General features: G+C 70.0%; 21 protein-coding genes. 10 read left to right on the forward strand and 11 right to left on the reverse strand.

Annotated elements, in window-relative coordinates; all coding sequences use genetic code 11:
• The first annotated feature begins 111 nt into the window (after positions 1–111).
• Complete coding sequence (locus Pph01_RS19815; protein WP_204074596.1) at positions 112–1,680, forward strand: hypothetical protein; 1,569 nt, start codon at positions 112–114, stop codon at positions 1,678–1,680.
• Positions 1,681–1,702: 22 nt separating this feature from the next.
• Here the strand turns inward: Pph01_RS19815 and ppk2 are convergent, their stop codons facing one another.
• The 4 genes from ppk2 to Pph01_RS19835 form a co-directional block, all read right to left on the reverse strand.
• Positions 1,703–2,632 (reverse strand): polyphosphate kinase 2, encoded by a 930-nt coding sequence (ppk2, locus tag Pph01_RS19820; RefSeq protein WP_204074597.1) that lies wholly within the window; start codon positions 2,630–2,632, stop codon positions 1,703–1,705.
• Positions 2,633–2,717: 85 nt separating this feature from the next.
• Complete coding sequence (locus tag Pph01_RS19825) at positions 2,718–2,948, reverse strand: hypothetical protein (RefSeq protein ID WP_204074598.1); 231 nt, start codon at positions 2,946–2,948, stop codon at positions 2,718–2,720.
• Entirely contained in the window at positions 2,945–4,090 is a 1,146-nt protein-coding gene (locus Pph01_RS19830) for an inorganic phosphate transporter (RefSeq protein WP_204074599.1), read from the reverse strand. Before Pph01_RS19830 ends, Pph01_RS19825 begins: the two co-directional genes overlap by 4 nt.
• Before the next feature lie 154 nt (positions 4,091–4,244).
• Entirely contained in the window at positions 4,245–5,690 is a 1,446-nt protein-coding gene (locus Pph01_RS19835; protein WP_204074600.1) for an aldehyde dehydrogenase family protein, read from the reverse strand.
• A 216-nt stretch (positions 5,691–5,906) separates the two neighbouring features.
• Between Pph01_RS19835 and Pph01_RS19840 the strand changes: the two genes are divergently transcribed.
• Entirely contained in the window at positions 5,907–6,533 is a 627-nt protein-coding gene (locus tag Pph01_RS19840; protein ID WP_204074601.1) for a TetR/AcrR family transcriptional regulator, read from the forward strand.
• Positions 6,534–6,536: 3 nt separating this feature from the next.
• Here Pph01_RS19840 and Pph01_RS19845 read toward each other — a convergent pair whose 3' ends face one another.
• Positions 6,537–7,970, reverse strand: coding sequence for a PucR family transcriptional regulator (locus tag Pph01_RS19845; RefSeq protein WP_239116853.1), 1,434 nt, complete (start codon positions 7,968–7,970; stop codon positions 6,537–6,539).
• A gap of 103 nt (positions 7,971–8,073) precedes the next feature.
• Here Pph01_RS19845 and gabT point away from each other — a divergent pair, with 103 nt between their 5' ends.
• The 3 genes from gabT (at position 8,074) to Pph01_RS19860 (ending at position 10,417) form a co-directional block, all read left to right on the forward strand.
• Positions 8,074–9,435: a 4-aminobutyrate--2-oxoglutarate transaminase gene (gabT, locus tag Pph01_RS19850; protein ID WP_204074602.1), complete on the forward strand. Its 1,362-nt coding sequence runs from the start codon at positions 8,074–8,076 to the stop codon at positions 9,433–9,435.
• Between the two features lie 171 nt (positions 9,436–9,606).
• Positions 9,607–9,855, forward strand: a complete 249-nt coding sequence (locus Pph01_RS19855; protein ID WP_239116854.1) for a hypothetical protein — start codon at positions 9,607–9,609, stop codon at positions 9,853–9,855.
• A gap of 40 nt (positions 9,856–9,895) precedes the next feature.
• The gene (locus Pph01_RS19860; RefSeq protein ID WP_204074603.1) at positions 9,896–10,417 is read left to right on the forward strand and encodes a DoxX family protein; all 522 of its coding nucleotides are present in this window, start codon (positions 9,896–9,898) and stop codon (positions 10,415–10,417) included.
• Here the strand turns inward: Pph01_RS19860 and Pph01_RS19865 are convergent.
• The 4 genes from Pph01_RS19865 to Pph01_RS19880 form a co-directional block, all read right to left on the reverse strand.
• Positions 10,338–11,540, reverse strand: a complete 1,203-nt coding sequence (locus tag Pph01_RS19865) for an extracellular solute-binding protein (RefSeq protein WP_204074604.1) — start codon at positions 11,538–11,540, stop codon at positions 10,338–10,340. The two genes, Pph01_RS19860 and Pph01_RS19865, sit on opposite strands and share 80 nt — an antisense overlap.
• A gap of 74 nt (positions 11,541–11,614) precedes the next feature.
• Positions 11,615–13,108 (reverse strand): CoA-acylating methylmalonate-semialdehyde dehydrogenase, encoded by a 1,494-nt coding sequence (locus Pph01_RS19870; RefSeq protein WP_204074605.1) that lies wholly within the window; start codon positions 13,106–13,108, stop codon positions 11,615–11,617.
• The gene (locus Pph01_RS19875) at positions 13,095–14,423 is read right to left on the reverse strand and encodes an aspartate aminotransferase family protein (protein ID WP_204074606.1); all 1,329 of its coding nucleotides are present in this window, start codon (positions 14,421–14,423) and stop codon (positions 13,095–13,097) included. Before Pph01_RS19875 ends, Pph01_RS19870 begins: the two co-directional genes overlap by 14 nt.
• A 109-nt stretch (positions 14,424–14,532) precedes the next feature.
• Positions 14,533–15,996, reverse strand: a complete 1,464-nt coding sequence (locus tag Pph01_RS19880; protein ID WP_204074607.1) for an MFS transporter — start codon at positions 15,994–15,996, stop codon at positions 14,533–14,535.
• 83 nt (positions 15,997–16,079) lie between these two features.
• On the opposite strand from Pph01_RS19880, the gene Pph01_RS19885 reads away from it, so the two are divergent.
• The 4 genes from Pph01_RS19885 to Pph01_RS19900 all read left to right on the forward strand — a co-directional run bounded on the left by Pph01_RS19885 (position 16,080) and on the right by Pph01_RS19900 (position 20,534).
• Positions 16,080–16,823, forward strand: a complete 744-nt coding sequence (locus Pph01_RS19885; protein WP_239116855.1) for a TetR/AcrR family transcriptional regulator C-terminal domain-containing protein — start codon at positions 16,080–16,082, stop codon at positions 16,821–16,823.
• Positions 16,824–16,861: 38 nt separating this feature from the next.
• Entirely contained in the window at positions 16,862–18,472 is a 1,611-nt protein-coding gene (locus tag Pph01_RS19890; RefSeq protein WP_204074608.1) for a PucR family transcriptional regulator, read from the forward strand.
• 154 nt (positions 18,473–18,626) lie between these two features.
• The gene (locus tag Pph01_RS19895) at positions 18,627–18,833 is read left to right on the forward strand and encodes a hypothetical protein (RefSeq protein WP_204074609.1); all 207 of its coding nucleotides are present in this window, start codon (positions 18,627–18,629) and stop codon (positions 18,831–18,833) included.
• Between the two features lie 135 nt (positions 18,834–18,968).
• Positions 18,969–20,534 (forward strand): phosphodiester glycosidase family protein, encoded by a 1,566-nt coding sequence (locus Pph01_RS19900; RefSeq protein WP_204074610.1) that lies wholly within the window; start codon positions 18,969–18,971, stop codon positions 20,532–20,534.
• A gap of 95 nt (positions 20,535–20,629) precedes the next feature.
• On the opposite strand, the gene Pph01_RS19905 is transcribed toward Pph01_RS19900, so the two are convergent.
• Entirely contained in the window at positions 20,630–21,514 is an 885-nt protein-coding gene (locus tag Pph01_RS19905; RefSeq protein ID WP_204074611.1) for a phenylalanine 4-monooxygenase, read from the reverse strand.
• A gap of 132 nt (positions 21,515–21,646) precedes the next feature.
• Between Pph01_RS19905 and Pph01_RS19910 the strand changes: the two genes are divergently transcribed.
• Positions 21,647–22,117 (forward strand): Lrp/AsnC family transcriptional regulator, encoded by a 471-nt coding sequence (locus Pph01_RS19910; RefSeq protein WP_204074612.1) that lies wholly within the window; start codon positions 21,647–21,649, stop codon positions 22,115–22,117.
• 96 nt (positions 22,118–22,213) lie between these two features.
• Here Pph01_RS19910 and Pph01_RS19915 read toward each other — a convergent pair whose 3' ends face one another.
• Positions 22,214–22,609, reverse strand: a complete 396-nt coding sequence (locus Pph01_RS19915) for a VOC family protein (RefSeq protein WP_204074613.1) — start codon at positions 22,607–22,609, stop codon at positions 22,214–22,216.
• Positions 22,610–22,741 lie beyond the last annotated feature (132 nt).

Raw genomic sequence — 22,741 nt, forward strand, 5'->3', positions numbered from 1 at the left:
GTCCCATTGTCCCCGAGGAGCGGGACGTCCACTGCACGCTCGGAGCCCGGCAGTGCGGGATTTACCGAAAGTAGTCGCACGGGCACTGTTGGTGGTCCAGACTCGGGTGCCATGACTCCGAGCCTCCCCCTGCTTGCCGTCGTCACCCTGGCCGCCGGGCTTCTGACACCTCCCGCAGGTCAGGGCGATCCCGTAACGGACATCGTGGAGCACGCCGTCGCACCGGCGCTCGGCGGCTACTGGACTCCCGAGCGGATGGCGCGCGCGATCCCGATCGATCTGCTGCCCGCGATCGGCGAGATGGGCGGCGCCGGGAGGATCGGCGGGATGGCCCGGGGCGTGTTGCCCGCACCCGGTGGAGCCCCCCGCGGACCGGCGGAGATCCCGCCACCGCCCGCCGCCGGCCTGGACGGACCCGGCAAGCCGCTTCCCGGCCGCGTCCTCCCCAGCCGTGACGTCACCACCGGCGACCTCACCACCCCTGACCTCACCGCCCCGGCGACGGGACTCTCCCCCACGGAGAAGGCCACGCGGAAGGCCACGCGCGACAGGACCGCCCGCGAGAGGGCACGCCCGGTCGAGACCGGCCCCGCCGCGGCGCTCACCGGCCCCGCGAAAAGGCTCGCGAGACCGGCGAAGTCGCTCGCGAAGCCGGGGAAGTCGCTCGGGAAGCCGGGGAAGTCGCTCGGGAAGCCGGGCAAGAGGCTCGCGACGCCGGGCGAGGCGCTCGCCGCCCCGAGGCGGGCGCTCACGAATCCGGATCTCCTCGCGGCGGGGCGCCTGCTGCCGCCGCCCGCGAAGTTCCTGCGCGACCAGGGCCGCTCGCTCCCCCGGCCGGCGAAGCCCGCGGGCGCCCTGCGGCGCGGCCTGGCCCTGCCCGGCGCGGCGGGACAGGAGAACGGCGACGCGGCGCGCCTGAGGCAGTTCAAGTCCGCCCGGCAGGCCGTGGCTCCGGGCTCGGCGAGGGGCAAGGCCGCGATCGCGGCCCCGGCTTCCACCACGAACGGCTCGCACTGGGCATCGGGCGGCTCGGTGACCAGGACGACCGGCCGGGTCTTCCTCACCATGAAGGGCGTCGACTTCGTGTGCTCGGCCAGCGCCGTACGCAGCGCGAACCGGGACGTCGTCGTCACCGCCGGCCACTGTGTGAAGGACGGCGCGGGGCCCTGGGCGGAGAACTGGACCTTCGTCCCCGGCTACCAGGGGGGTCGGCAGCCGTACGGCGCCTTCTCCGCCCGGCGGATGTTCGTGCCCGGGCCGTGGTCGCGAGGGGGAGATGACGACTACGACGTGGGCATGGTGGCGGTGACCCGCCGAGAGGGCCGGCACCTGACCGATCTGGTGGGCGGGCAGGAGATCGGCTTCTTCCCCCAGCGAGGCGTGCGCACCTACGGGTTCGGGTTCCCCGCCGACCCGCCCTACGACGGCGAGCACCTGCTGTACTGCGCGGGCGCCGTCCATGGCGACCCACAGCGCCAGACCCAGGACCAGGGCCTGCGATGCGACCTGACCGCGGGCGCGAGCGGCGGGCCGTGGCTCACCGACTTCGACCCCGCGACCGGGCGCGGCACGCTCACCTCGGTGAGCAGCTTCAAGTACAGCAACGACCGCGGCACGATGTACGGGCCCTACTTCAGCACGGCCACCAGGGACCTCTTCCAGCTGGCCGAGGGCGCCTGACCGGGCCCGCGGTTCGCCGGGTTCAGGCGAGCGGGTTCAGCGGCTCGGCCTTGTCCTCGTCGACGATGTCGACGGCCGACCTGACGATGACCGGGTCGGGCAGCCCGACGACCGACAGGTCCTTGTCCTCGTACTCGAACAGCGACAACACGTAGCGCATGGCCGCCAGGCGCCCGCGCTTCTTGTCATTGCTCTTGATGATCGTCCAGGGCGCGTCGGCCGTGTCGGTGTTGAGGAAGATGTCCTCCTTGGCGCGGGTGTAGTCGTCCCACAGATCCAGCGAGGCGATGTCCATCGGCGACAGTTTCCACTGCCTGACCGGGTCGACCTGGCGGATCACGAACCGCGTGCGCTGCTCGGCCCGCGACACGGAGAACCACAGCTTGACCAGGTGGATCCCGTCGCGCACGAGCATCCGCTCGAACTGCGGCGCCTGGTTCATGAACTCCACGTACTCCTCGTGGCTGCAAAAGCCCATGACCCGCTCGACCCCGGCCCGGTTGTACCAGGACCGGTCGAACAGCACGATCTCCCCCGCGGCCGGCAGGTGGTTGACGTAGCGCTGGAAGTACCACTGCGTGCGCTCACGCTCGGACGGCTTCTCCAGCGCGACCACCTTGGCCCCGCGCGGATTGAGGTGCTCCATGAACCGTTTGATCGTGCCACCCTTGCCCGCCGCGTCGCGCCCCTCGAAGAGGATCACCAGCCGGCCGCCGGTGTCCTTCAGCCAGTACTGCAGCTTGAGGAGCTCGATCTGGAGCAGCCGCTTGTCGCGGTCGTAGACGGCCCTGGGCATCCGCTCCCGGTAAGGGTAGTGCTCGCGCCAGGTGTCGACCGGTCTGCCGTCGGCCCGTACGAGGATGGGATCGTCGTCGTCGTTGTCCACCACCGTCAGCCCGGGCGTACGGCGCAGGAGTTCCCAGTCGCCCACCTTGTCCGGCAGTTCGGTCATGTAAACATCTCCTGACCTCGAAAGTCCCGCAGAAGTCGGTGACACTACACAACCATCTCAAACAGGAGATTGCGGGCGAGCACCGTCACTTCTTCAACATCACGTACAACCCGAGCGCGGCCCCCGCGACGACGAGCGTGAAGCACACCACCGCGACCGCCAGGCCCGCCGCACCGGCCCGGGACGCCGCATTGGAGGGCATGCGCGTGGACAGCCCGGCCAGGCCCACGGCGAACAGGGCGACGAGGCCCACACCTCCGGCCAGACCGGCGACCAGCACCTTCCAGAGAGAGTCGATGTCGACGTACTGGTTCATGCCACCCGCTCCTTCCGCGGCGCCAGCGTCCCGGTCCACTCCTCGTTGACGTTGGCGTGCGTGACGGGGATCCTCCGCGCCGCCAGATAGAGGGATCCGGCGAACAGCAGCGCGGCGCAGAAGACGACCGCGACGCCGCCCGTGCCGCCGATGGCGTCCGCGCCCTTCCACGCGCCCGCCCCGACGAGCGCGGCCGCGGGGATCGTGACCAGCCAGGCCGTCACCATGCGGCCCGCGACGCCCCAGCGGACCTCCGCCAGGCGTTTGCCGATCCCGGCGCCCATGATCGACCCGCTGCACACGTGGGTCGTGGAGAGCGGGAACCCGAAGTGGGTCGCGGCGAGGATCACGGCCGCCGACGAGCCCTCGGCGGCGAAGCCCTGGGGGCTCTCGATCTCGGTCAGCCCCTTGCCCAGCGTCCTGATCACCCGCCAGCCGCCGATGTAGGTGCCGAGCGAGATGCACAGGGCGCAGGCGACGATCACCCAGAACGGCGTCCCCGCGCCGGGGCTGATCGTGTGGTTGGCGATCAGCGCCAGCGTGATGACGCCCATCGTCTTCTGGGCGTCGTTCGTGCCGTGGGCGAGGGACACGAGCGAGGCGGAGCCGATCTGGCCGAGCCGGAACGCCCGGGACCTGGTCGACTTCGGGACGTTGTGCGTGATCCGGTACACGAGGAAGGTCCCCACGATGGCCACCAGGGCGGCGAAGACGGGCGACAGGAAGGCGGGGACGATCACCTTGGACATCAGGCCGTCCACCTTGACGGCACCGCTTCCCGCCGCGATGAGGGTGGCTCCCACGACGCCCCCGATCAACGCGTGGGACGAGCTCGAGGGTATGCCGAAATACCAGGTCAGCAGGTTCCAGGCCAATCCGCCGACCAGGCCGGCGAAGACGACGGTCAGCGTGATCGCGCCGCTTTCGACGATCCCGCTCGCGATCGTCGCCGCCACCTTCAACGACAGGAACGCGCCCACGAAGTTGAGCACGGCCGACAGGGCCACGGCGACGCGCGGGCGCAGCGCCCTGGTCGCGATCGAGGTGGCCATCGCGTTGGCGGTGTCGTGGAAACCGTTGGTGAAGTCGAATGCGAGCGCCGTGATGACGACTACTCCCAGGAGCAGGGTGCTGGCGTCCATGTCCCGATCCCTGCGCGAACAGTGGAGTAATAATCCCTTTTATCCGATTTTTCGCCTCTCGTTCACCGGCAGTTTCGGCGGGGTGGCGCCCCGGTCAGAGGACGGCGCCTCGGCCGGAGGGATCGCGCCCCGGTCAGAGGGATGGCACCTCGGATCAGAGCGGCAGGCCGGTGAGGACCATGACCTTCTCGTAGGTCAGGTCGTCCATCGCGGAGTGCAGGCCCTCGCGCCCGATGCCCGACTCCTTGACCCCGCCGTAGGGCATCTGGTCGGCCCGGTAGGACGGCACGTCACCGATGATCACGCCGCCGACCTCCAGTTCGCGGTTCGCCCGGAAGGCCGCGTCGAGGCTCCGGGTGAAGACGCCGGCCTGCAGGCCGTACTTGGAGTCGTTGACGGCGGCGAACGCCTCGTCGACGGAGCCCACCCGCTGGATGACCATGACGGGCCCGAAGACCTCCTCCCGGACGACCTTCGCGTCGGAGGGCACGTCGGTCAGCACGGTGGGTGCGACGGTGGCGCCGTCCCGCGTGCCTCCGGCCAGCACTCGCGCGCCGGCCGCGACGGCCTCGGCGACCCACTTCTCCACGCGCACCGCGGCGTCCTCGCTGACGAGCGGTCCGACCTGGGTCTTGTCGTCCTCGGGGTCTCCGGTGACGAGCGCGCCGACGGCCGACAGCAGCTTCCCGGTGAACTCCTCCGCCACGGAGTCCTCGACGATCACTCGCTGTACGGCGATGCAGCTCTGGCCTGCCTGGTAGTTGGAGAACAGGGCGACCCGGCTCGCGGCCCAGTCGAGGTCGGCGTCCCCGAGGACGACCGCGGCGGCGTTGCCGCCGAGCTCGAGCGTCACGTGCTTGCGCGGGACCTGGTCCTTGATCGCGAATCCGACCGGCCCGGAGCCGGTGAACGAGACCACCGGAAGCCGGGGGTCGGTCACGAGCGCTCCGGCCCGGTCGTTCGGGACGGGCAGCACGGAGAACATGCCCTCCGGCAGGTCGGTCTCGGCGAGGATCTCCCCCAGCACGAGCGAGGAGAGCGGGGTCGCGGGCGCGGGCTTGACGATGATCGAGGCGCCGACGGCGATCGCCGGGGCCACCTTGTGCGCGACCAGATTCAGCGGGAAGTTGAACGGCGTGATCGCCAGCACCGGCCCGTACGGCACGCGGGTGACGTAGGCCAGACGCCCCTGGGCCGCAGGCTCGGTGTCGAGGCGCTGTACGGCGCCGCTGAACCGCCGGGCCTCCTCCGCGGCGAACCGGAACGTGGACACGGCCCGCCCGACCTCGCCCCTGGCCCACAGGATCGGCTTGCCGTTCTCCGCGGTGATCAGACGGGCGATCTCCTCCGAACGCTCGGCGAGACGCCGGGAGACGTGGGCGAGGGCCTCGGCCCGGACATGCACGGGAAGCGCCGCGGCCTGTCGGCTGACGGCGTGCGCGGCCGCCACGGCCTCCTCGACCTGATCCGGAGTCGGCACAGAGGCGACGCCGACGATCCGCCCGTCATGGGAGTTGGTCACGGTCAGCTCGGCGTCCCCGGTCGCGGGGCGGCCGGCGAGCCAGAAGGGGCGAAGGTCTGCATCACGGCGCACGTCCATGTTTCCGACCGTATGTCAGCAGGTCGGAACAGGCTCTACGCCTCCCAGCACAACCACTGGTCAGCGGTGTACCGATGTGGACAAGTTTGGTACGTCACAAATGCAGCGCAATTTCAGGATGTTTTCCGTTTCGGAGCGGTTTGAAAGCCGAGCCGCATGGTTAAGTCATCATCCGGGTCCGACCGAGGACCCTAATTCGAGAAGGGCTCGTCGCTGATGGGTACGCCGGCGCCGCTCGGTCTTCAGGGTGCCTACGCGCGCGGCCAGCGGAGCACGTATGACGAGCTCCGCACCAAGCTCCTCGACGTCGCCAGCGGGCTGCTCTCCTCGGACGGCCCGGAGAGCCTCACCGTGCGGCGGATCGCCACCGAGGCCGACTGCCCGACCCAGGTCATCTACACGATGTTCGGCAGCAAGGAAGGGCTGGCCGAGGCGCTCTATCTGGAGGGCTTCGAACGGTTCCGCCGGCGTCTGGAGGGCGTGCCGCTGCGCGGCGACCCGCTCGACTACCTGACGGCCCTCGGCCTCGCCTACCGCGACGCCGCCCTGTCCGAGCCGGGCTACTACAGCCTCATGTTCGAGCGGGCGATCCCCGAATTCGTGCCGAGCGAGCGGGCCAGGACGCTCGCCCGCGCCGCGCTGAACATCTTCGACCGGGTGATCGCCGACTGCATCTCCGCCGGTTATCTCGTCCCCACGCAGCCCAGGAGGGTGGCCGACGCGCTGTGGGCCGCCGCGCAGGGGGCGCTGAGCTTGGAACGTGCCGGTCACCTGCAGGACTCCAAGACCTTCGAGACCGTCACCACCGCGACGATCTCCTCCTTCCTGGTCAGGAACGGCTGATCCTCACAGGCACAGCGCGATCCAGAGCTCGGCCCGCGCCGAGGGATCGTCGAGATCACGGCCGAGCAGCTCGCTGACCCTCTTCATGCGGTACCTGAGCGTGTGCCGGTGGATCCCCAGCCGCTGCGCCGCCGCGTCCCAGTGACCGTTGCTGGCGAGGTAGGCGCGCAGCGACTCGACCAGGTCACCGCGTGAGCCGTACTCGCGCAGCGGCGCGAGCAGAGCGGCCGCGAAAGCCGCCGCCGCTCCGGGTTCCAGCAACGCGAGCAACCGCTGACCGGCCAGCTCGGCGAAGTGCGCCACCGGGTCGGCTGAGGCCAGTGCGCGCTCGGCCTGGTCGAGGCCGAGGGCGAGGTCGACTCCGGGAACGCCCACGCCGACCCGGCCGTGCCCGGCCGCACGTCCGGCGAGCAGCTCCACGTCGCCGGCGGGGGCCAGTGCGACGACCAGCCGGCCCCACGGGGCGGTGAAGCACGGCAACGCCTCCGCCAGCGCCTCCGCGTCGGCCGTCTCGCAGGCGAGCACGGCCACCGCCCCTTCGGGCAGTGTCCCGCCCAGCGCCGCGAGCGCGTCGGCGGCGGCCTCGGTCTGACCGGCGAGCAGCAGGCGGAACACCGCGGCCCTGACTCGGCCGGCGGCGGCGCGCTGGTCGCGGCCCTGCTCCAGGGCGAGCGTGAGCAGGGAGCCCGCCGCGTTGACCACGGTGTGCTCGATCGGCGAGAACGCCCTCGCGGCCCCGACGACGAAGAATCCGCGACGGCCGACCGGCTGCACGATCACGCGCTCACCGGGAGTGGCCAGGGCGAGACTGGCCGGCGACGTCGTCCGTCTCAGCCGGGCCAGCTCGGGGCGCAACGCCGCGGCCTTCTCTTCCGCGGGCGGGCCCGTCCCCGTGGCGTCGGCGAAATGCCTGACCGCTCCCGCGTCGTCGAGGAGGAGAGCCCACCCGGAGACCTCCCGCGCCAGACGGTCGATGATCGCCCCGGTGCCCGAGGGCTGGAGCGCGGCCCGGGTGAGGCGGCCCTGCGCCGCGAAGGCCCGGCTGATCTCCTCGTACTGCTCGGCGGCGATGAGCTCGCTGACGGCCTTGCCGATCGCGATGAACGCGGTGTCCCTCGGCACCTCGACGAGCGGCAGACCGGCGGCCGCCGCGGCGTCCACGTAGGCCGGCGGCACCAGGTCGTGGCCGAGTCCCACTCCGAACCCCAGCCCGGTCGCGCCCCGGGCGACCAGCCGCGAGATGTACGGCACGGCGTCGTCCGGGGTGAGCCGCATGCCGGTCGTCAGCACCAGCTCCCCGCCCTCGAGGAACGGCGTGGGATCCTCGAGCTCGCTGACCGCCACCCAGCGGACCGGCCGATCCAGCTCGTCGTGGCCGGCCAGGACCTCCAGGTGCAGCGGCGTGATCGCCGTCACCCGGCGCAGCGTCGGCGCCACCAGCCCCCCAAGCCCAACTTTGTCCGAGTTGGCCAAAAGTACGGACTTATTCTGCCATGACGACGTATCGGCAGGTGAAGACGGTGGCCGTACCGTCGAAGACATGACCGTCGAAGGCACCACCGGCACCGTCCATGGCGGCCCGCGGCTCCCGCAGGAACGCCGCCTCGTCACCGAGATCCCGGGACCCCGGTCGCGTGAGCTGTTCGCGCGCAAGCAGTCCGCCGTGCCCCCGGGCATCGGCACCACGCTTCCCGTCTTCGTGACCCACGCCGGTGGCGGCGTCGTCGTCGACGTGGACGGCAACTCCCTCATCGACTTCGGCTCGGGCATCGCCGTGACGAGCGTGGGGAACTCCGCTCCCCGCGTGGTCGAGCGGGTCCAGCGGCAGGTGGCCGACTTCACCCACACCTGCTTCATGGTCACGCCGTACGAGTCGTACGTCACGGTGTGCGAGAAGCTCAACGAGCTCACGCCCGGCGATCATGAAAAGCGCACGTTCCTGGTCAACAGCGGCGCCGAGGCCGTCGAGAACGCGGTGAAGGTGGCCAGGCACGCCACCGGACGCCCGGCGGTCGTGGTGTTCGACCACGGCTACCACGGCCGGACCCTTCTCACGATGACCCTGACCGCCAAGAACATGCCGTACAAGGACGGCTTCGGGCCGTTCGCGCCCGAGGTCTACCGGGTGCCGCTGGCCTACCCGTTCCGCTGGCCGAGCGGACCGGAGAACTGCGCGGACGAGGCCGCCGCCCAGGCGATCGACATGATCGAGAAGCAGATCGGCGCGGGCAACGTCGCCGCCGTGGTCATCGAGCCGATCGCCGGCGAGGGCGGCTTCATCGAGCCCGCCCGCGGATTCCTGCCGAAGATCGCCGAGTTCTGCCGGGCCAACGGGATCGTCTTCGTCGCCGACGAGGTGCAGACCGGCTTCGCCAGGACCGGCCACCTGTTCGCCTGCGAGGACGAGGGCATCGTCCCCGACATCATCTGCACGGCCAAGGGCATCGCGGGCGGCCTTCCGCTGGCCGCCGTCACCGGTCGCGCGGACCTGCTCGACTCGGTCCACGTCAGCGGCCTCGGAGGGACCTACGGCGGCAACCCCCTCGCCTGCGAGGCGGCCCTCGGCGTGCTGGAGACGATCGAGCAGGACAAGCTCGTCGACCGCGCCAAGCACATCGGCGAGATCATGCTGCCGCGCCTGCGCTCCCTCCAGGAGCGGTTCGGCATCGTGGGCGACGTCCGCGGCCGCGGGGCCATGACGGCGATCGAGCTCGTGGTCCCGGGCACCAAGGACCCGCTGCCGGCCGGCCCGATCGCGGCCAGGTGCCACGCCGAGGGGCTGCTGGTGCTCACCGCCGGCACCTACGGCAATGTGCTCCGGTTCCTTCCGCCGCTGGTTATTCCTGACCATTTGCTGGAAGAAGGGCTTTCCATCCTGGAGAGAGCAATCAGTGCGGATTAGAGCCCTTAAATAAGATTAAAAGGGACACCCGGCTTGACGTCGAGTGTCCCTTTTGTTGTTGTAACGCCCGCGCCATGCCGCGATTTAACCGCCCCTTGGCCTGACACGCGCCGATCACAGCCCGTAACCGCGTTATAACGGTTTCGATACTCGATCGAGGGGGGACGGGGAATGGGCTGGAATCCGAACGGTGCCGAGCGGCTCATGCTGACGTTCGACCCGGCCGGTCTCACTCCCGTCCAACGCGAGGGCGACGCCTGCGTGGTCTGCCACAAGAAGTGGCCCCGCCCCCGCGTCAAGGTGGGCCTGCTCCCCGACAACGCCCCGGTCCACGCCTGCGACGACTGCGCCGAGGCGCTGCTGCCCGCTCCTGAGGGCAAGGTGCCGCTTCCTCGCCGTTCCCGCGCCGCCATGTCGTGACGCGCGGGCGGCACCGCACGCGAGCCCGAGAGGTGATCTCATGAGACTCGACCGTTTCCACGGGCCGGTCCTCTCGCTGTTCCGCATGGTGGCCGCCATGCTGTTCATGTGCCACGGGGTGGCCTCGTTGTTCAACGTGTTCGGCGGCAACCGCGGCATGGGTCAAGCGGTTGCGTTCGGCACCTGGCCGGGGTGGTGGGCCGCGCTCATCCAGGCGCTCTGCGGGGCGCTCGTCCTCGTCGGGCTCTTCACCCGGATCGCGGCGCTGCTCGCGTCGGGGTCCATGGCCTTCGCGTACTTCATGGCGCATCAGCCGAGAGGCGTGCTGCCTCTGGTCAACGGCGGCGAGTTGTCGGCGCTGTTCTGCTGGTCGTTCTTCCTCATCGCCGTGCTCGGCCCCGGCACGTGGGCGCTGGAGACGCTGATCCGCCGGCGCAGAAACCGCGTGCGGTCGGGCGCTCCCGACCTCGGCGTCTGGATCGCTAACCGTGAGCTATCTGCGTCCAGCGCTCAGCCCACTGAGGGTAGTCGCCTGGACGAGCGGCGAAGTAGACGCCCTTGAATGCCGCCGGGTCTCCCACGTGGTAGTCCACGCACACCCGCTTCGCGTCGCCCGTGCAGGCGGCCGGATTCGCGGGGGCGAGGCCGGTCCAGGCCGCCGCCGGGCCCTGTGCCTGTGCTGAGGCCGTCCACTCCAGCCACTGGTAGGCGCATGACGGATGGGCCGCGCCCGCAGCGACCATCCACGAGTCCGACCAGCCCGTCAGCGGCCGGCCGTCGAGCGCCTCGACGGGCTTGTTCCCGCTCTTCAGCACGTCGAGATGGTACGGCGTGCCCTGCGCGAGCCGCGCGGAGCCGGAGGCGAAGCCCTCCACGACGTCGATGGGGTCACGCCAGAAGGTCCGCTCCCCCGACTTGTTCGAGGTGATGAGGTCCACGGCCTTGTCCAGCTGGGACGGGGTGAGATCGAACGGATCCTTGATGTCCGCGCCCCGCCGCTTGAGGACCAGCGCGGCGTCCGCGATCGTCAGCGGATCGTCCCTGAGCAGCACCGGACCCTTGCCGGTGAACAGGGCCCCCTCGTCCTTCGGCCTGCCCTTGGTGGCGTCGTAGAGCACCTCGTCCACCCCCCACAGGTACGGCACGCCGTACACCTGGTCGTCCTCGGTGTACGCGGGGAGTTCGCGCAGGTGGGTGGGGATCTTCTCGTAGCCCTCGACGAGCGCCGTGTTGATCGGTGCGACCGTGCCCTCGTCGATCAGCCTGCCCGCGATCTCCGGCGTGGCGGACACCACGTCGAAGGGGCCGAGCGAGGCGCCGCCTGGTGTCGCCTCGAGACCGGGGTCGTAGAACGAGAGCGAGACCTTGCAGCCGGTCTGTTCCTCGAAGGGCTTGACCCAGTTGACCGTCGGGTCGGTCCCGCCCCACTCGGCGTATCCGCTGATCGCCAGAACGCGCAGCGCGCCCTCGCCGGGTCCGTGCGACGCCATCGGCGTCGGGGTCGCCGAGCCGCTCGGCGCCGGGGACGAGGCCTTGGGCGAGGCGCTGACGGAGGTCTTCGCCGTGGTGGCGCCGGTCCCCGGCGTGGCCGCGACCACCCGCGAGTTTCCGCCTCCTCCGCAGGCCGCGGCCAGGAACCCCGCGGCCGCCACTGCGACCACGAGTTGCGTACGGCGAAGCCTCACCGGGCTGACCCCCTCACGAGACGGACATCACGAGCCTACTGGCCCCGGTGGCCGCGTCCCGCCCACGCTGTGCCTCAGGCGTTGGTGGGGAAGCCCAGGTTCACTCCGCCGTGGGAGGGGTCGAGCCAGCGTGAGGTGACGACCTTGCCCCGGGTGTAGAAGTGCACTCCCTCGGTCCCGTGAACGTGGGTGTCGCCGAACAGCGAGGCCTTCCACCCGCCGAAGCTGTAGTACGCCATCGGCACCGGGATGGGCACGTTGATGCCGATCATCCCGACCTCGACCTCGTTCTGGAAGCGCCGCGCGGCGCCGCCGTCGTTGGTGAAAACGGCCGTGCCGTTGCCGTACTCGCCGGTGTTGATCAGGTGGAGGCCCTCCTCGAAGGACTTCACCCGCACGATCGACAGGACCGGGCCGAAGATCTCCTCGCGGTGGACGCGCGAGTTCGCCGGCACGTGGTCGAGCACCGTCGGGCCGAGCCAGAAGCCGTTACCGCGGCCGCCGGAGACGGGCGTCTCGCGGCCGTCCACCACGATCTTGGCCCCTTCCTCCACGCCGAGGTCCAGGTAGGAGGCCACCTTGTCGCGGTGCGCCGCGGTCACCAGCGGTCCCATCTCGGACGCCGGGTCGTCGCCCGGCCCGACCCTCAGCCGGCCGACCCTGGAGACGATCTTCTCGACCAGTTCGTCGCCGACCGGCTCGACGGCGAGGACGACGGAGATCGCCATACAGCGCTCGCCGGCCGAGCCGAAGCCCGCGGAGACGGCGGAGTCGGCGACCAGGTCGAGGTCGGCGTCCGGCAGCACCAGCATGTGGTTCTTGGCTCCGCCCAGCGCCTGGACCCGCTTGCCGTGGCCGGTTCCCCGCTCGTAGACGTACCGGGCGATCGGGGTCGAGCCGACGAAGGACACGGCCTGCACGGCCGGGTGCTCCAGCAGCCGGTCCACCGCGACCTTGTCGCCCTGGACGACGTTGAACACCCCGTCGGGCAGTCCTGCCTCGGCCCACAGCTCGGCCATCAGCAGCGACGCCGAGGGGTCCTTCTCCGACGGCTTCAGGATGAAGGCGTTGCCCGCGGCGATGGCCACGGGGAACATCCACATCGGCACCATGGCCGGGAAGTTGAACGGCGTGATCCCGGCGACGACGCCGAGGGGCTGGCGGATCGAGTAGGAGTCGACCCGGGTCGAGACGTTCTCCGAGAATCCGCCCTTGAGCAGGTGGGGGATGCCGCACGCGAACTCGACGACCTCGAGGCCGCGGGCGACCTCGCCGAGGGCGTCGGAGTGGACCTTGCCGTGCTCGGCCGTGATCAGGGCGGCGAGATCGTCACGGTGCCGGTCCATCAGCTCGCGGAATCGGAACAACGTCTGTGCCCGCTTGGCCAGGGACGTGTCCCGCCAGCCGGGGAAGGCGCGCGCGGAGGAGTCCACCGCCGCGTCGACCTCCGCCACGGTCGCGAGGGCGACCTGACCGCTGACCTCCCCGGTCGCCGGGTTGAAGATCTCGGCGGTACGGCCGTCGCCGCCGGTGCGGGCGCCGTCGATCCAGTGACTAACGTGCTTCATCGTCGACGGTCTCCAGCGCGGTGACGAGGATGCCCAGGCCCTCCCGGGCCTCGTCCTCGGTGAGCGTGAGCGGCGGGGCCATGCGCAGGGTGTTGCCGTACAGGCCGCCCTTGCCGATGAGCAGGCCGAGCTTCTTGGTCTCCTCCAGGAACCGGACGGCCAGGGCGGGCGCGGGGGCTCCGGTGGCGGGGTCGACCAGTTCGACGGCGAACATCAGGCCCCTGCCGCGCACGGCGCCGACGACGCCGAGCCGGCGCTCCGCCTCGCGCAGGCCCGCGATGATGATCTCCCCGGTCCGGGCCGCGTTGGCCTGCAGGTCGTGGTCGAGCACGTAGTCGAGGGTCGCGTTCGCGGCCGCCATGGAGATCGGGTTGCCGCCGAAGGTCGACAGGCCAACGGCGTGCGGACCGTCCATCAGGTCGGCGCGGGCGACGACGCCGCCGACGGCGAAGCCGTTCCCCGTGCCCTTGGCGAAGGTCAGCATGTCGGGCGTGACACCGTGGTTCTCGATGCCGAAGAAGGCCGAGCCGGTACGGCCCCAGCCGGACTGGACCTCGTCGGAGATGAACAGGATGCCCTCCTCGTCGAGGACCTCCTTGTAGGCGGCGAACAGGCCGTCGGGCGCCATGGTGAAGCCGCCCACGCCCTGGATCGGCTCGGCGATGAGCGCGGCGACGTCATTGGAGACGGCGGTGGCGAGCACGTGCCGCAGGTCCTCGACGCACGCCTTGATGTAGTCCGCGTCCGACATCCCGCGGAACTGGGCGAGGTGGCGGTCGGCGCCGTGCAGGAAGTGCACGTTGAGCGGCGACAGCGAGTTGTTCTTCCACGAGCGGTTGGAGGTCACGCTGATCGCGCCGAACGACCGGCCGTGGTAGCTCTGCCGCATCGCGAGCACCTGGTCCGTCTTGCGGGCGTAGGTGGCGAGCAGCAGGGCCGTCTCGTTGGCCTCGGTGCCGGAGTTGGTGAAGAAGACCTTGGCGTCCGGGATGCCGGACAACCGGGCGATCTTCTCGGCCAGCTCCACCTGTGAGCGGATCAGGTAGAGCGTCGAGGTGTGCACGACGCCGGTGGCCAGCTGCCGCTCGACGGCCTCCCGCACCTCGGGCACGTCGTACCCGATCATGTTGGTGAGGATGCCGGCGAAGAAGTCCAGATAGCTCTTCCCGGACGCGTCGACGACGCGGTTGCCCTTGCCTCCGACGATCTCGATGGGCTCGTCGTAGTACAGGCCCATCCAGTTCGGGAGGACCGCGCGGTGGCGCGCCAGCAGGTCGGCGGTGCCGGAGGGCGACTCGGAATCACGGGAAGACATACGTCGAGTATCACCGCTCCGAGCCGCCGCTCCCAACCTTCAACATGTCGGCATGCGAGACATTCGCCTTACATGCTGAAAATGATCCGGCGCTGCGGGAAGACGCAGGTCAGACCGCGGCCGCCTCCTTCTGGACGGCCTTCTCGGCGGCCGGGGTACGGCGCAGCAACAGGAATGCCATCACGGCCGCGGCCACGGAGAAGACGAGGCCGACCAGGGAGCCGACCGACATGGCCGACACGAAGGCGTCGCGGCCCGCCGCGGCCACGGAGGGATCCCCCAGCGCGAGCGCTCCGCTGATCGAGTCGCGGGCGGCCTCGGGAGCGGAGTCCGGCATGGAGGCCGTGTAGACCCCTGCGAGCACGCTGCCGAGCACGGCGACGCTGAGGGCCATGCCGACCTGCTGCACCGTGTCGTTCAGCGCCGAGCCCACGCCCGCGCGCTCCGGCGGGACCGCGCCCATCAAGGTGGCGTACGCCGCGGGACCGGCGAGGCCTCCGCCGACCCCCATGATCATCAGGCTGGTGATGAGCATGCCGTACCCGCCGTTGAGCGTGGCGAGGACGCCGAAGCCGCACGCCATCACGAGCAGGCCGGCGACGATCAGCGTCCGGTTGCTGACCTTCTTGCCGAGCGTCGCCCCAAGGCCGTTGAAGACCAGCGCCGCCATGACGTACGGCAGCAGGGCCATGCCGGCCTTCAGCGGTTCGTAGCCGAGGACGAACTGGAGGTACTGCGTCAGGGCGAGCATCAGCGCGCCGGACCCGAAGGACAGCAGGACGATCGAGAAGGACGCCCCGCTGAACGACCGGTCGCCGAACAGCGACAGCGGCAACATCGGCTGCTCCGCCCTGCGCTCCCACACCACGAAGCCCAGCAACGCGAGTACGGCCACCGCCACCACGAGCGGGTTCCACTCCCCCGTCGGCGCGGAGACGACCGCGTAGACGAGGGCGCTCATCCCCACGATCGACAACACGACGCCGACCGGGTCGATCGCCCGGGCCTCCCCCTTCGACTCCGGCATCAGGACGAGCGCCGCGATGATCGCCAGGACCGCGATGGGCACGTTGAGCAGGAAGACCGATCCCCAGTAGTAGTGCTGGAGCAGGAACCCGCCCAGCGTCGGCCCGGCGATCACTCCGGCCATGGCCACCGAACTCCACGCGGCGAACGCCTTCCTGCGCTCACTCTCGTCGAACACGGTGATCATGATCGACATGGTGGACGGCATGACGAGGGAGCCGCCCACTCCCATCAGCGCCCGGGCGCCGATGAGCTGCCACGGCTCGGTCGCGAGCATGGCCGCGATCGACGCGCCGCCGAAGAAGGCCAGACCGAGAATCAGAAAGAGGCGCCTGCCGTACCGGTCGGAGAGACTTCCCGCGGTCAGCAACAGGCCGGCGAACACCAGGATGTACGCGTCGATGATCCATTGGACGTCCGACGGGGAGGCGCCGAGTTCGCGCATGAGCGACGGGATCGCCAGGTTGAGCACGGTGTTGTCCACGACGAGTGTCAGCAGACTCAGGCAGAGGACACCGAGGATCCACCATCGGCGGGGGTGCGACATGAAATCCACCTCGTACAGTGTGCGATAGGACTTGAACACTGTACGGCAGCATCGCACACCGTGCGAGCGAATATTCTGAGGCCGTGTCAGCGAAGCCGTTCTCCTCGGTCTGGACGCGTGAGCGCAAGGGCCCCCGCGACCAGGGCCTGAGTCGTGACCAGATCGTCCGGGCGGCGATGGAGCTGCTCAACGAGGAGGGGCTCGACGCGCTCAGCATGCGCAAACTGGGGGCGCGGCTCGGCGCGGGGGCGACCAGCCTCTACTGGCACGTGGCGAACAAGGACGAGTTGCTCGAACTCGTCATGGACGAGGTCTACGACGAGGTCGTCATCCCCGAGGGGACGAGCTGGCACGACGCCGCGACCGCCTTCGCGTACGGCATGCACACCGCCGTCTCCGCGCATCCGTGGTGCGTGACGCTCATCGGCGTGCTGCCCGGCCTCGGCCCCAAGGCCCTGACCGCCGCCGACCGGCTCATGGCGGCGTTCTCCGACGCGGGCTTCGACGGGCCCGACGTCGACTACGCCGTCGCCGCCGTGGTGTCCTACACCCTGGGCGCCACCATCCCCGAGGTCGCCTATCTCAACGCGCTCGCCCGGGCCGGCACCGACGTGACCGGCGCCCAGGCCGTGATGGAGCCGATCATCCATGAGGTGGCCGCGGACTATCCCCACCTCATCGACCGGTACCGGACCTACGCCGGCACGTCCATCGACCCGCTGACGGCCAGGCGGCTCGCGTTCGACTTCGGCCTGGTCGCCCTGCTGGACGGCCTTGCCGCCCGGCTTCCCCGGGAGGCCCGGCTGGATCACCCTGTCAGGGACTGACCCATCCCCTTTACACAATGATCAGGTAGCCTCTGTACATGCTGCCCACGGTCGCCGACGTGCTCGCGCTGGACGCCGTCCGACGCGGTGATCCGCGCGTCGTGGCGGGCGGCGACCGGCTCGACACCCGGGTCCGCTGGGTGCACGTCGGGGAGATCACCGACATCGCCCACCTGCTGCGCGGCGGCGAGCTCGTGCTCACCACGGGCGTGGCCCTGCCGAGTGAGCCGGACAAGCTCGCCGACTACATCTCCGACCTCGCCTCCGTCGGCGCCTCCGGGCTCATCGTGGAGCTGGGCCGCCGGTTCGTCCGCGAACTGCCCCCGGCGGTGGTCAAGGCCGCGGAGGACCACGGCCTGCCACTCGTCACCCTCACGCGCGAGACGCCGTTCGTGCAGATCACCGAGTCGGTGCACGCGCGGATCATCGACATCCAGCTCCAGGAGCTGCGGGCGTCGGAGCAGCTGCACGAGGTCTTCACCGAACTGTCGGTCGAGGGCGCGTCGCCCTCCGAGGTGCTGGCGCAGGTCGCCCGCTTCTCCGGCCGGCCCGTCGTCCTGGAGAACCTCGCCCACCAGGTGCTCGCGTGCGACGCCTCCGGAGGCGACACCGGAACCATCCTGGCCAACTGGGAGATGCGGTCCCGCGCGGTCTCCCCTGAGGAGCGCACCGCGTACGAGGCCTCCGCCGGATGGCTTGTCACCATGGTCGGCGCCCGGGGACAGGACTGGGGACGGCTCATCCTCATGTGCGACACGTCGCCGAGCCCGCACGACATCGTCCTCGCCGAACGCGCGGCGACGACGCTCGCGCTCAGCCGGCTGCTCGAGCGCCACCAGGAGTCACTCGAACGGCAGGCGCACGGCACGATCATCACCGGGATCCTCACCCACGCCTACTCCGATCCGGACGAGGCGGCGGCCCGGGCCCGGGCGGTCGGGGTGCCGCTCACCGGCCGCAAGCTGATCAGCGCCGTGATCCGGCTGACCGCCTCCACGGGTACCGCGCTGGGCGAGCAGGCCCAGCTCGGCGAGCTGGCCGAGGCCACGGCGGCCGCCTGCCGCGACTCGCGGCTCCCCGCACTGGTGGGGGCGCTCGACCAGAGCCGGGTGGGCGTGCTGCTGCCTCTGCCGCCGCGTTCGCTCGCCGAAGCGGCGCTCGGCGCCCTCGCCGACCGCCTGCGGACCACCTTCTCCACGCCGTTCGTGCTGGCGGCCGGCTCCGTCGTCGAGTCGATCAAAGACGTACGGCGCAGCTTCCTCGAGGCCGAGCAGGTCGCCGACGTGGCGGTGCGGCAGCCGGACGGACGCGCGTTCTACCGCCTTCCCGACCTTCGCCTGCGCGGCCTGCTCCACCTGCTCCGCGACGACGCGCGCCTGCAGACCTTCGCCGAGCGCGAGCTCGGCGCGCTGCTCGCGCACGACGCCCAGCGGCACGGCGATCTGACGCGGATCCTGCGGATCTATCTCGACGCCGGGCGGAACAAGGCGGTCGCCGCGCAGAAGGCGCACCTGTCCCGGCCCGCGTTCTACGACCGGCTCCGGCGGCTCGAACGCATCCTCGAGACCGACCTCGACGACGTCGAGTCGTGCATGTCTCTTCATGTGGCGTTGCTGGCTCTGGAGACATTCCGCCGCGAAAGCCCGTGACCTGCGGATTCACCTCCATGCCCGAATGAGGATCGGGATGAGGCCGCATACGCGGATACAGGTCTGCCTCCCCAGGTGTAAGTCCTATGGCACTCCGCTACTCTCCGTGCACTCGCGCACACGGTACGGATCGTGCTTGTCTCAAAGGGTGCAGATGACGAGCGAACCTCAGATCAGTCCGGCGATCGTGGTGCGAGCCCTGTCCGCCCGGTTCCCCCGGTGGACCATCTGGTGGGGTCAGGCCACCGCGCACTACTGGGGCGTCTCGCGGCGCCGCAACGGTCTGCTCCTCCACGTGGAGGCCAGGTCCGCTCAGGACTTCGTTCAGCAGGCACGCGAGATCGACGCGCAGACGCCGTGATCATGAGCGCGGCCACCGCGCGGTGTCACGGGAAAGTAGTGACCATTTCTCACATTCTTTGGCGTGTACGGCACAAGCCGCCGTCGATCCCCGTCACCATGGTCCTTCAAAGGATCACAAGTGAGGGAAGGCCGCATGCGACGCCATCTGATCGTCGGGACCGCCACCGTGGCCCTGACGACGATCACGCTTTCGGCCTTCGCCAGCGCGAACTCCCCGCTCCCCGGCCCCCGGTACGCCCTGCGTCTGCTTCCGGAGATCCCCGGCCTTCCGGACCTTCCCGCCGCTCCTCCGCCTCCACCGGCGGCCCGCCCCGCGACGTCACTCCCCTCGACCGGCTTCCCCCTCGGATCCGCGAAGGCGCCGAAGGTGGTGACCGAACGGGTCGCACCGGGCATCGACTACTTCACGCTGACGCAGGGCACGCCGACCGACGGCTACAGCGTGAGCGTGGTGGTGCGCGGCAAGGACGCCCTGTCCGAGAAGACCGCGAGCGCCCAGGCGCTCGCGGTGGAGGAGTCCGGTTTCCAGCCCTCCATCGTGAAGTTCACCCGGCCGGCCGTCGCGGACTATCCGGCCGCCGACTTCTGGATGGTCAGAGTCGGCGCCTGGCCGCTCGGCCAGCAGGCCGAAGCCGCCCGCGTGGTCAAGCGGCTCAAGAAGGACGGGATCACCGCGAAGGTCGACTTCGGCGGTGACGACGGGTTCCAGACCGGCGGCCCGTGGACCGTACGGGTCCTGACGGTCGACCCCCGGTCCTTCCAGGGCGTCTTCCGCTCGTCTCTCGGCGCTGGAGTGGCGGCGCGGGAAACGGTCTCGGCGATGGCGTCCTCCGCGGGCGCCATCGCGGCGGTCAACGGCGGATTCTTCGACATCCACACACTGAAGGACTTCAGCGGTGATCCGACCGGGATCTCCGTGGTGGGCGGCGATCTGCTCAGCGAGGCGGTTCCCGGGCGCACCGCGCTGGTCCTCGCGGGCCGGAGGGCTCGCGTCACCGAGCTGTCCTCGTCGGTCGTGGCCCTTTCCGCGGACGGGGCGAAGCTGGAGGTCGGGGGCCTCAACCGGGTCGCCCGGCCCGACGAGCTGGTCATGTACACCGAGGAACTCGGCCGCGCGACTCCCTCCGGCAACGGAGAGGAAGTGGTGCTCGACTCGTCGGGCAAGGTTCTGCGATCACGCGGTCCCGGCGCCCCGGTGGCTCACGGAACCCGGGTGCTTCATGGGAGAGGAACCGCAGCCGACTGGCTCAGGGCGCACGCCGCCAAGGGCATGACGGTCGACGTCACAGCGAAGGTCACCGACCTGCGCACGGGAAATGTCGTCCCGCTGACCCCGGAGACCAGCATCATCGGCGGAGGGATCGGCCTCGTCCGCGACGGACGGACCTCGATCACCGCCGCCACGGACGGCATGGCGAACGTCAACATGATCGTTCGGCGGCACCCGCGGACCCTCGCGGGAGTGACGGCGTCCGGCGGACTGGTGATCGCGGTCGTGGACGGCCGCGCTCCCGGAACCACCGTCGGCGCGTCCTTCTTCGAGTCGGCGGAACTCATGCGATGGCTCGGCGCGCGTGACGCGATCAGCCTGGACGGCGGCGGCTCCAGCACCATGGTGGTCGACGGGAAGGTGGTCAACCACCCCTCCGACGGAGCAGAGCGTGGCGTCGGCGACGCCCTGCTCATCATCGGCAAGTGACCCGCTGAAGCCCAGCGAGACGTGCGGGGGTCAGACGCCCGGGTCAGCGGAGCACGGGCGTCAGCGAGACGCGGAGGGGCAGCGAGACGCTGGGGTCAGTGGGACGCGGCCAGCCGGGCGATCGAGTCGTCGTCGCAGGTGTCCCAGAACGTGCCGACCACGTCCTCCAGGTGATCGAACGACTCCGCCTCGAACAGCACCTCCTGGTACTTGGTGATGTCGTAGTGGGTGGTGCCCATGGCCTTGAGGTCGAGCGGACGGATGTCCATCCCGCGGAACTCCTCGATCTCGCCGGACGAGCTCAGGATGCCCGCGCCGTACGCCTTGGACTCTCCGTCCTCGCGCATGACGCCGAACTCGAGGGTGAACCAGAAGACCTTGGAGACGAACTCCAGCGCCTCCTCGGTCTCGACCCGGCGGGCGGCCCGGCCCGCGAGCCGGTAGAGCGCGGCGAAACGCGGCGAGGCGAGCGTGTTCGCGTGCCCGATCACCTCGTGCACGATGTCAGGCTCGGGCGTGTAGAAGGGCACCGAGTGGTGCCGGATGTACTGGGTGGAGTGGAACAGGCCGTCCGCCAGGACGCCGTAGAACTCCCGCAACGGGACGAGCCCGGCCGCCGGCAGGTATCCGAAACCGGTGAGAGGCTTCAGCAGATCGCTGACCTCCTGAAGTTGCGGGATACGGCTCGCCGGCAGCCCCAGCCGCGCGGCGGCGTCGATGAACTCCCGCACCGCGTATTTGTCGTGCTTGACGGCGAGTTCCTGAGTGACGAGCGCCCACACGTGGTGCTCCTCGTCGGTGTACTCCGCGTGGGGAATGGGCTCACCTGGCTTGTGGCCGAGCGCCAGGGCCGCGATGGCGTTGCGGCGGTTCCGGTACACCGTGTCAGCGAAACCGGGGTGACCGCTGGCCAGCTCGACGACGACCGATCCGTCGTCGCGCGTCGCGACCGGAGCAAAGTACTGTGCTTCCTCGAACATAACCCCATATGACAGCAAGCCGCCGATTCGCTGACAAGAGCGACCAGTCAGAGTGCGCGGAACGCACAATCTGCGGCCAATATGGCAGTTTGTGCTAGCCGATTCGCTCAGTCGGAGCGTAGCCTCGGGCGCATGCTCGACGCGCTCGACAGTCAACTATTGATCACCATGCGTGCTCATCCCCGGATCGGGTTGACCGAGCTCGCCCGCCTCCTGGGGGTGGCTCGCGGTACGGTTCAGGCCCGCCTGGAGAAGCTCACCGCGCGCGGGGTGATCAACGACTTCGGGCCGACGGTGGCGACGGAGGAGATCGGCTACCCGATCCTCGCGTTCGCGTCCCTCCAGATCGCACAGGGAAGCCTCACCGAGGCGGTACGGACACTGGGCGCGATCCCGGAGATCCTCGAGGTGTACGGCACGAGCGGCCAGGCCGACCTCCTGTGCCGGGTGGTCGCCCGGAGCACTCCGCATCTCCAGGAGATCATCGCGGAGATCCTGGCCTCGCCCGCGGTGCAACGCACCGATACGACCATCGCGCTGTCGACTCAGATCCCGTTCCGGATCGAGCCCCTCCTCGGCGCCGCCGTCACCCCTCCGGTGTGATCATGCCGGATCTCGCGGTCGGGCTCTCCACGCTGGGCCGGCCGCTCACGTACACCGGCAGCTCACGTGGACGGGTCACACATGTGGGCCGGCCGCTCACGTGGACCGTGGCGGCCGTTCGAGGACCAGGCAGAAAGGGTGGCCGGCGGGGTCGGCGTAGATGCGCCAGCCGCGGGTGCCGCCGCCATCGTCGAGTAGCTTTGCTCCGTCTGCCAGCACCTGCTGATGGGCGACATCCAGATCCGGCACACCGACGTCCAGATGGAACTGCTGCGGGTGGCTCGATTCCGGCCAGCGCGGCGGGCGGTAGTCGTCCACGCCCTGGAAGGCGAGCACCTGACCGGAGGCCGTGTGCAGGGTCGCCCATTCGTCGCTGAGCGCCCACCGCCGATCGCCTCTGTTCACCGTCCCACCGAGGAGTGCCTGATAGAAGCGTGCGAGTGACACCGGTTCAGGACAGTCGAGCACCACGCACTGCAGATCACCGATCACGGCATGATCCTTCCCGAGGGAAAGGCGGCTCAGGGTTCTCTTACGGGGCCAACGATAATCCGGGTGTGCTGGATTTCTGAGGGGAAAACAAAAATGGGGCCGCCCCTGATCAGGGCGACCCCATTTTGAAAA

Origin of the sequence: Planotetraspora phitsanulokensis, assembly GCF_016863295.1 — a bacterium.
GTDB classification, from domain to species: domain Bacteria; phylum Actinomycetota; class Actinomycetes; order Streptosporangiales; family Streptosporangiaceae; genus Planotetraspora; species Planotetraspora phitsanulokensis.

Bases quoted from the DNA above. Each gene is read 5' to 3' on its own strand.
- Pph01_RS19835 (WP_204074600.1), bottom strand. From the start codon at position 5,690: ATGGACGTGCGCCGTGATGCAGACCTTCGCCCCTTCTGGCTCGCCGGC.
- Pph01_RS19900 (WP_204074610.1), top strand. From the start codon at position 18,969: ATGCGACGCCATCTGATCGTCGGGACCGCCACCGTGGCCCTGACGACG.
- Pph01_RS19815 (WP_204074596.1), top strand. From the start codon at position 112: ATGACTCCGAGCCTCCCCCTGCTTGCCGTCGTCACCCTGGCCGCCGGG.
- Pph01_RS19870 (WP_204074605.1), bottom strand. From the start codon at position 13,108: ATGAAGCACGTTAGTCACTGGATCGACGGCGCCCGCACCGGCGGCGAC.
- Pph01_RS19875 (WP_204074606.1), bottom strand. From the start codon at position 14,423: ATGTCTTCCCGTGATTCCGAGTCGCCCTCCGGCACCGCCGACCTGCTG.
- Pph01_RS19840 (WP_204074601.1), top strand. From the start codon at position 5,907: ATGGGTACGCCGGCGCCGCTCGGTCTTCAGGGTGCCTACGCGCGCGGC.
- Pph01_RS19910 (WP_204074612.1), top strand. From the start codon at position 21,647: ATGCTCGACGCGCTCGACAGTCAACTATTGATCACCATGCGTGCTCAT.
- Pph01_RS19825 (WP_204074598.1), bottom strand. From the start codon at position 2,948: ATGAACCAGTACGTCGACATCGACTCTCTCTGGAAGGTGCTGGTCGCC.
- Pph01_RS19855 (WP_239116854.1), top strand. From the start codon at position 9,607: ATGGGCTGGAATCCGAACGGTGCCGAGCGGCTCATGCTGACGTTCGAC.
- Pph01_RS19830 (WP_204074599.1), bottom strand. From the start codon at position 4,090: ATGGACGCCAGCACCCTGCTCCTGGGAGTAGTCGTCATCACGGCGCTC.
- Pph01_RS19860 (WP_204074603.1), top strand. From the start codon at position 9,896: ATGAGACTCGACCGTTTCCACGGGCCGGTCCTCTCGCTGTTCCGCATG.
- Pph01_RS19890 (WP_204074608.1), top strand. From the start codon at position 16,862: ATGCTGCCCACGGTCGCCGACGTGCTCGCGCTGGACGCCGTCCGACGC.
- Pph01_RS19895 (WP_204074609.1), top strand. From the start codon at position 18,627: ATGACGAGCGAACCTCAGATCAGTCCGGCGATCGTGGTGCGAGCCCTG.
- Pph01_RS19880 (WP_204074607.1), bottom strand. From the start codon at position 15,996: ATGTCGCACCCCCGCCGATGGTGGATCCTCGGTGTCCTCTGCCTGAGT.
- ppk2 (WP_204074597.1), bottom strand. From the start codon at position 2,632: ATGACCGAACTGCCGGACAAGGTGGGCGACTGGGAACTCCTGCGCCGT.
- gabT (WP_204074602.1), top strand. From the start codon at position 8,074: ATGACCGTCGAAGGCACCACCGGCACCGTCCATGGCGGCCCGCGGCTC.
- Pph01_RS19905 (WP_204074611.1), bottom strand. From the start codon at position 21,514: ATGTTCGAGGAAGCACAGTACTTTGCTCCGGTCGCGACGCGCGACGAC.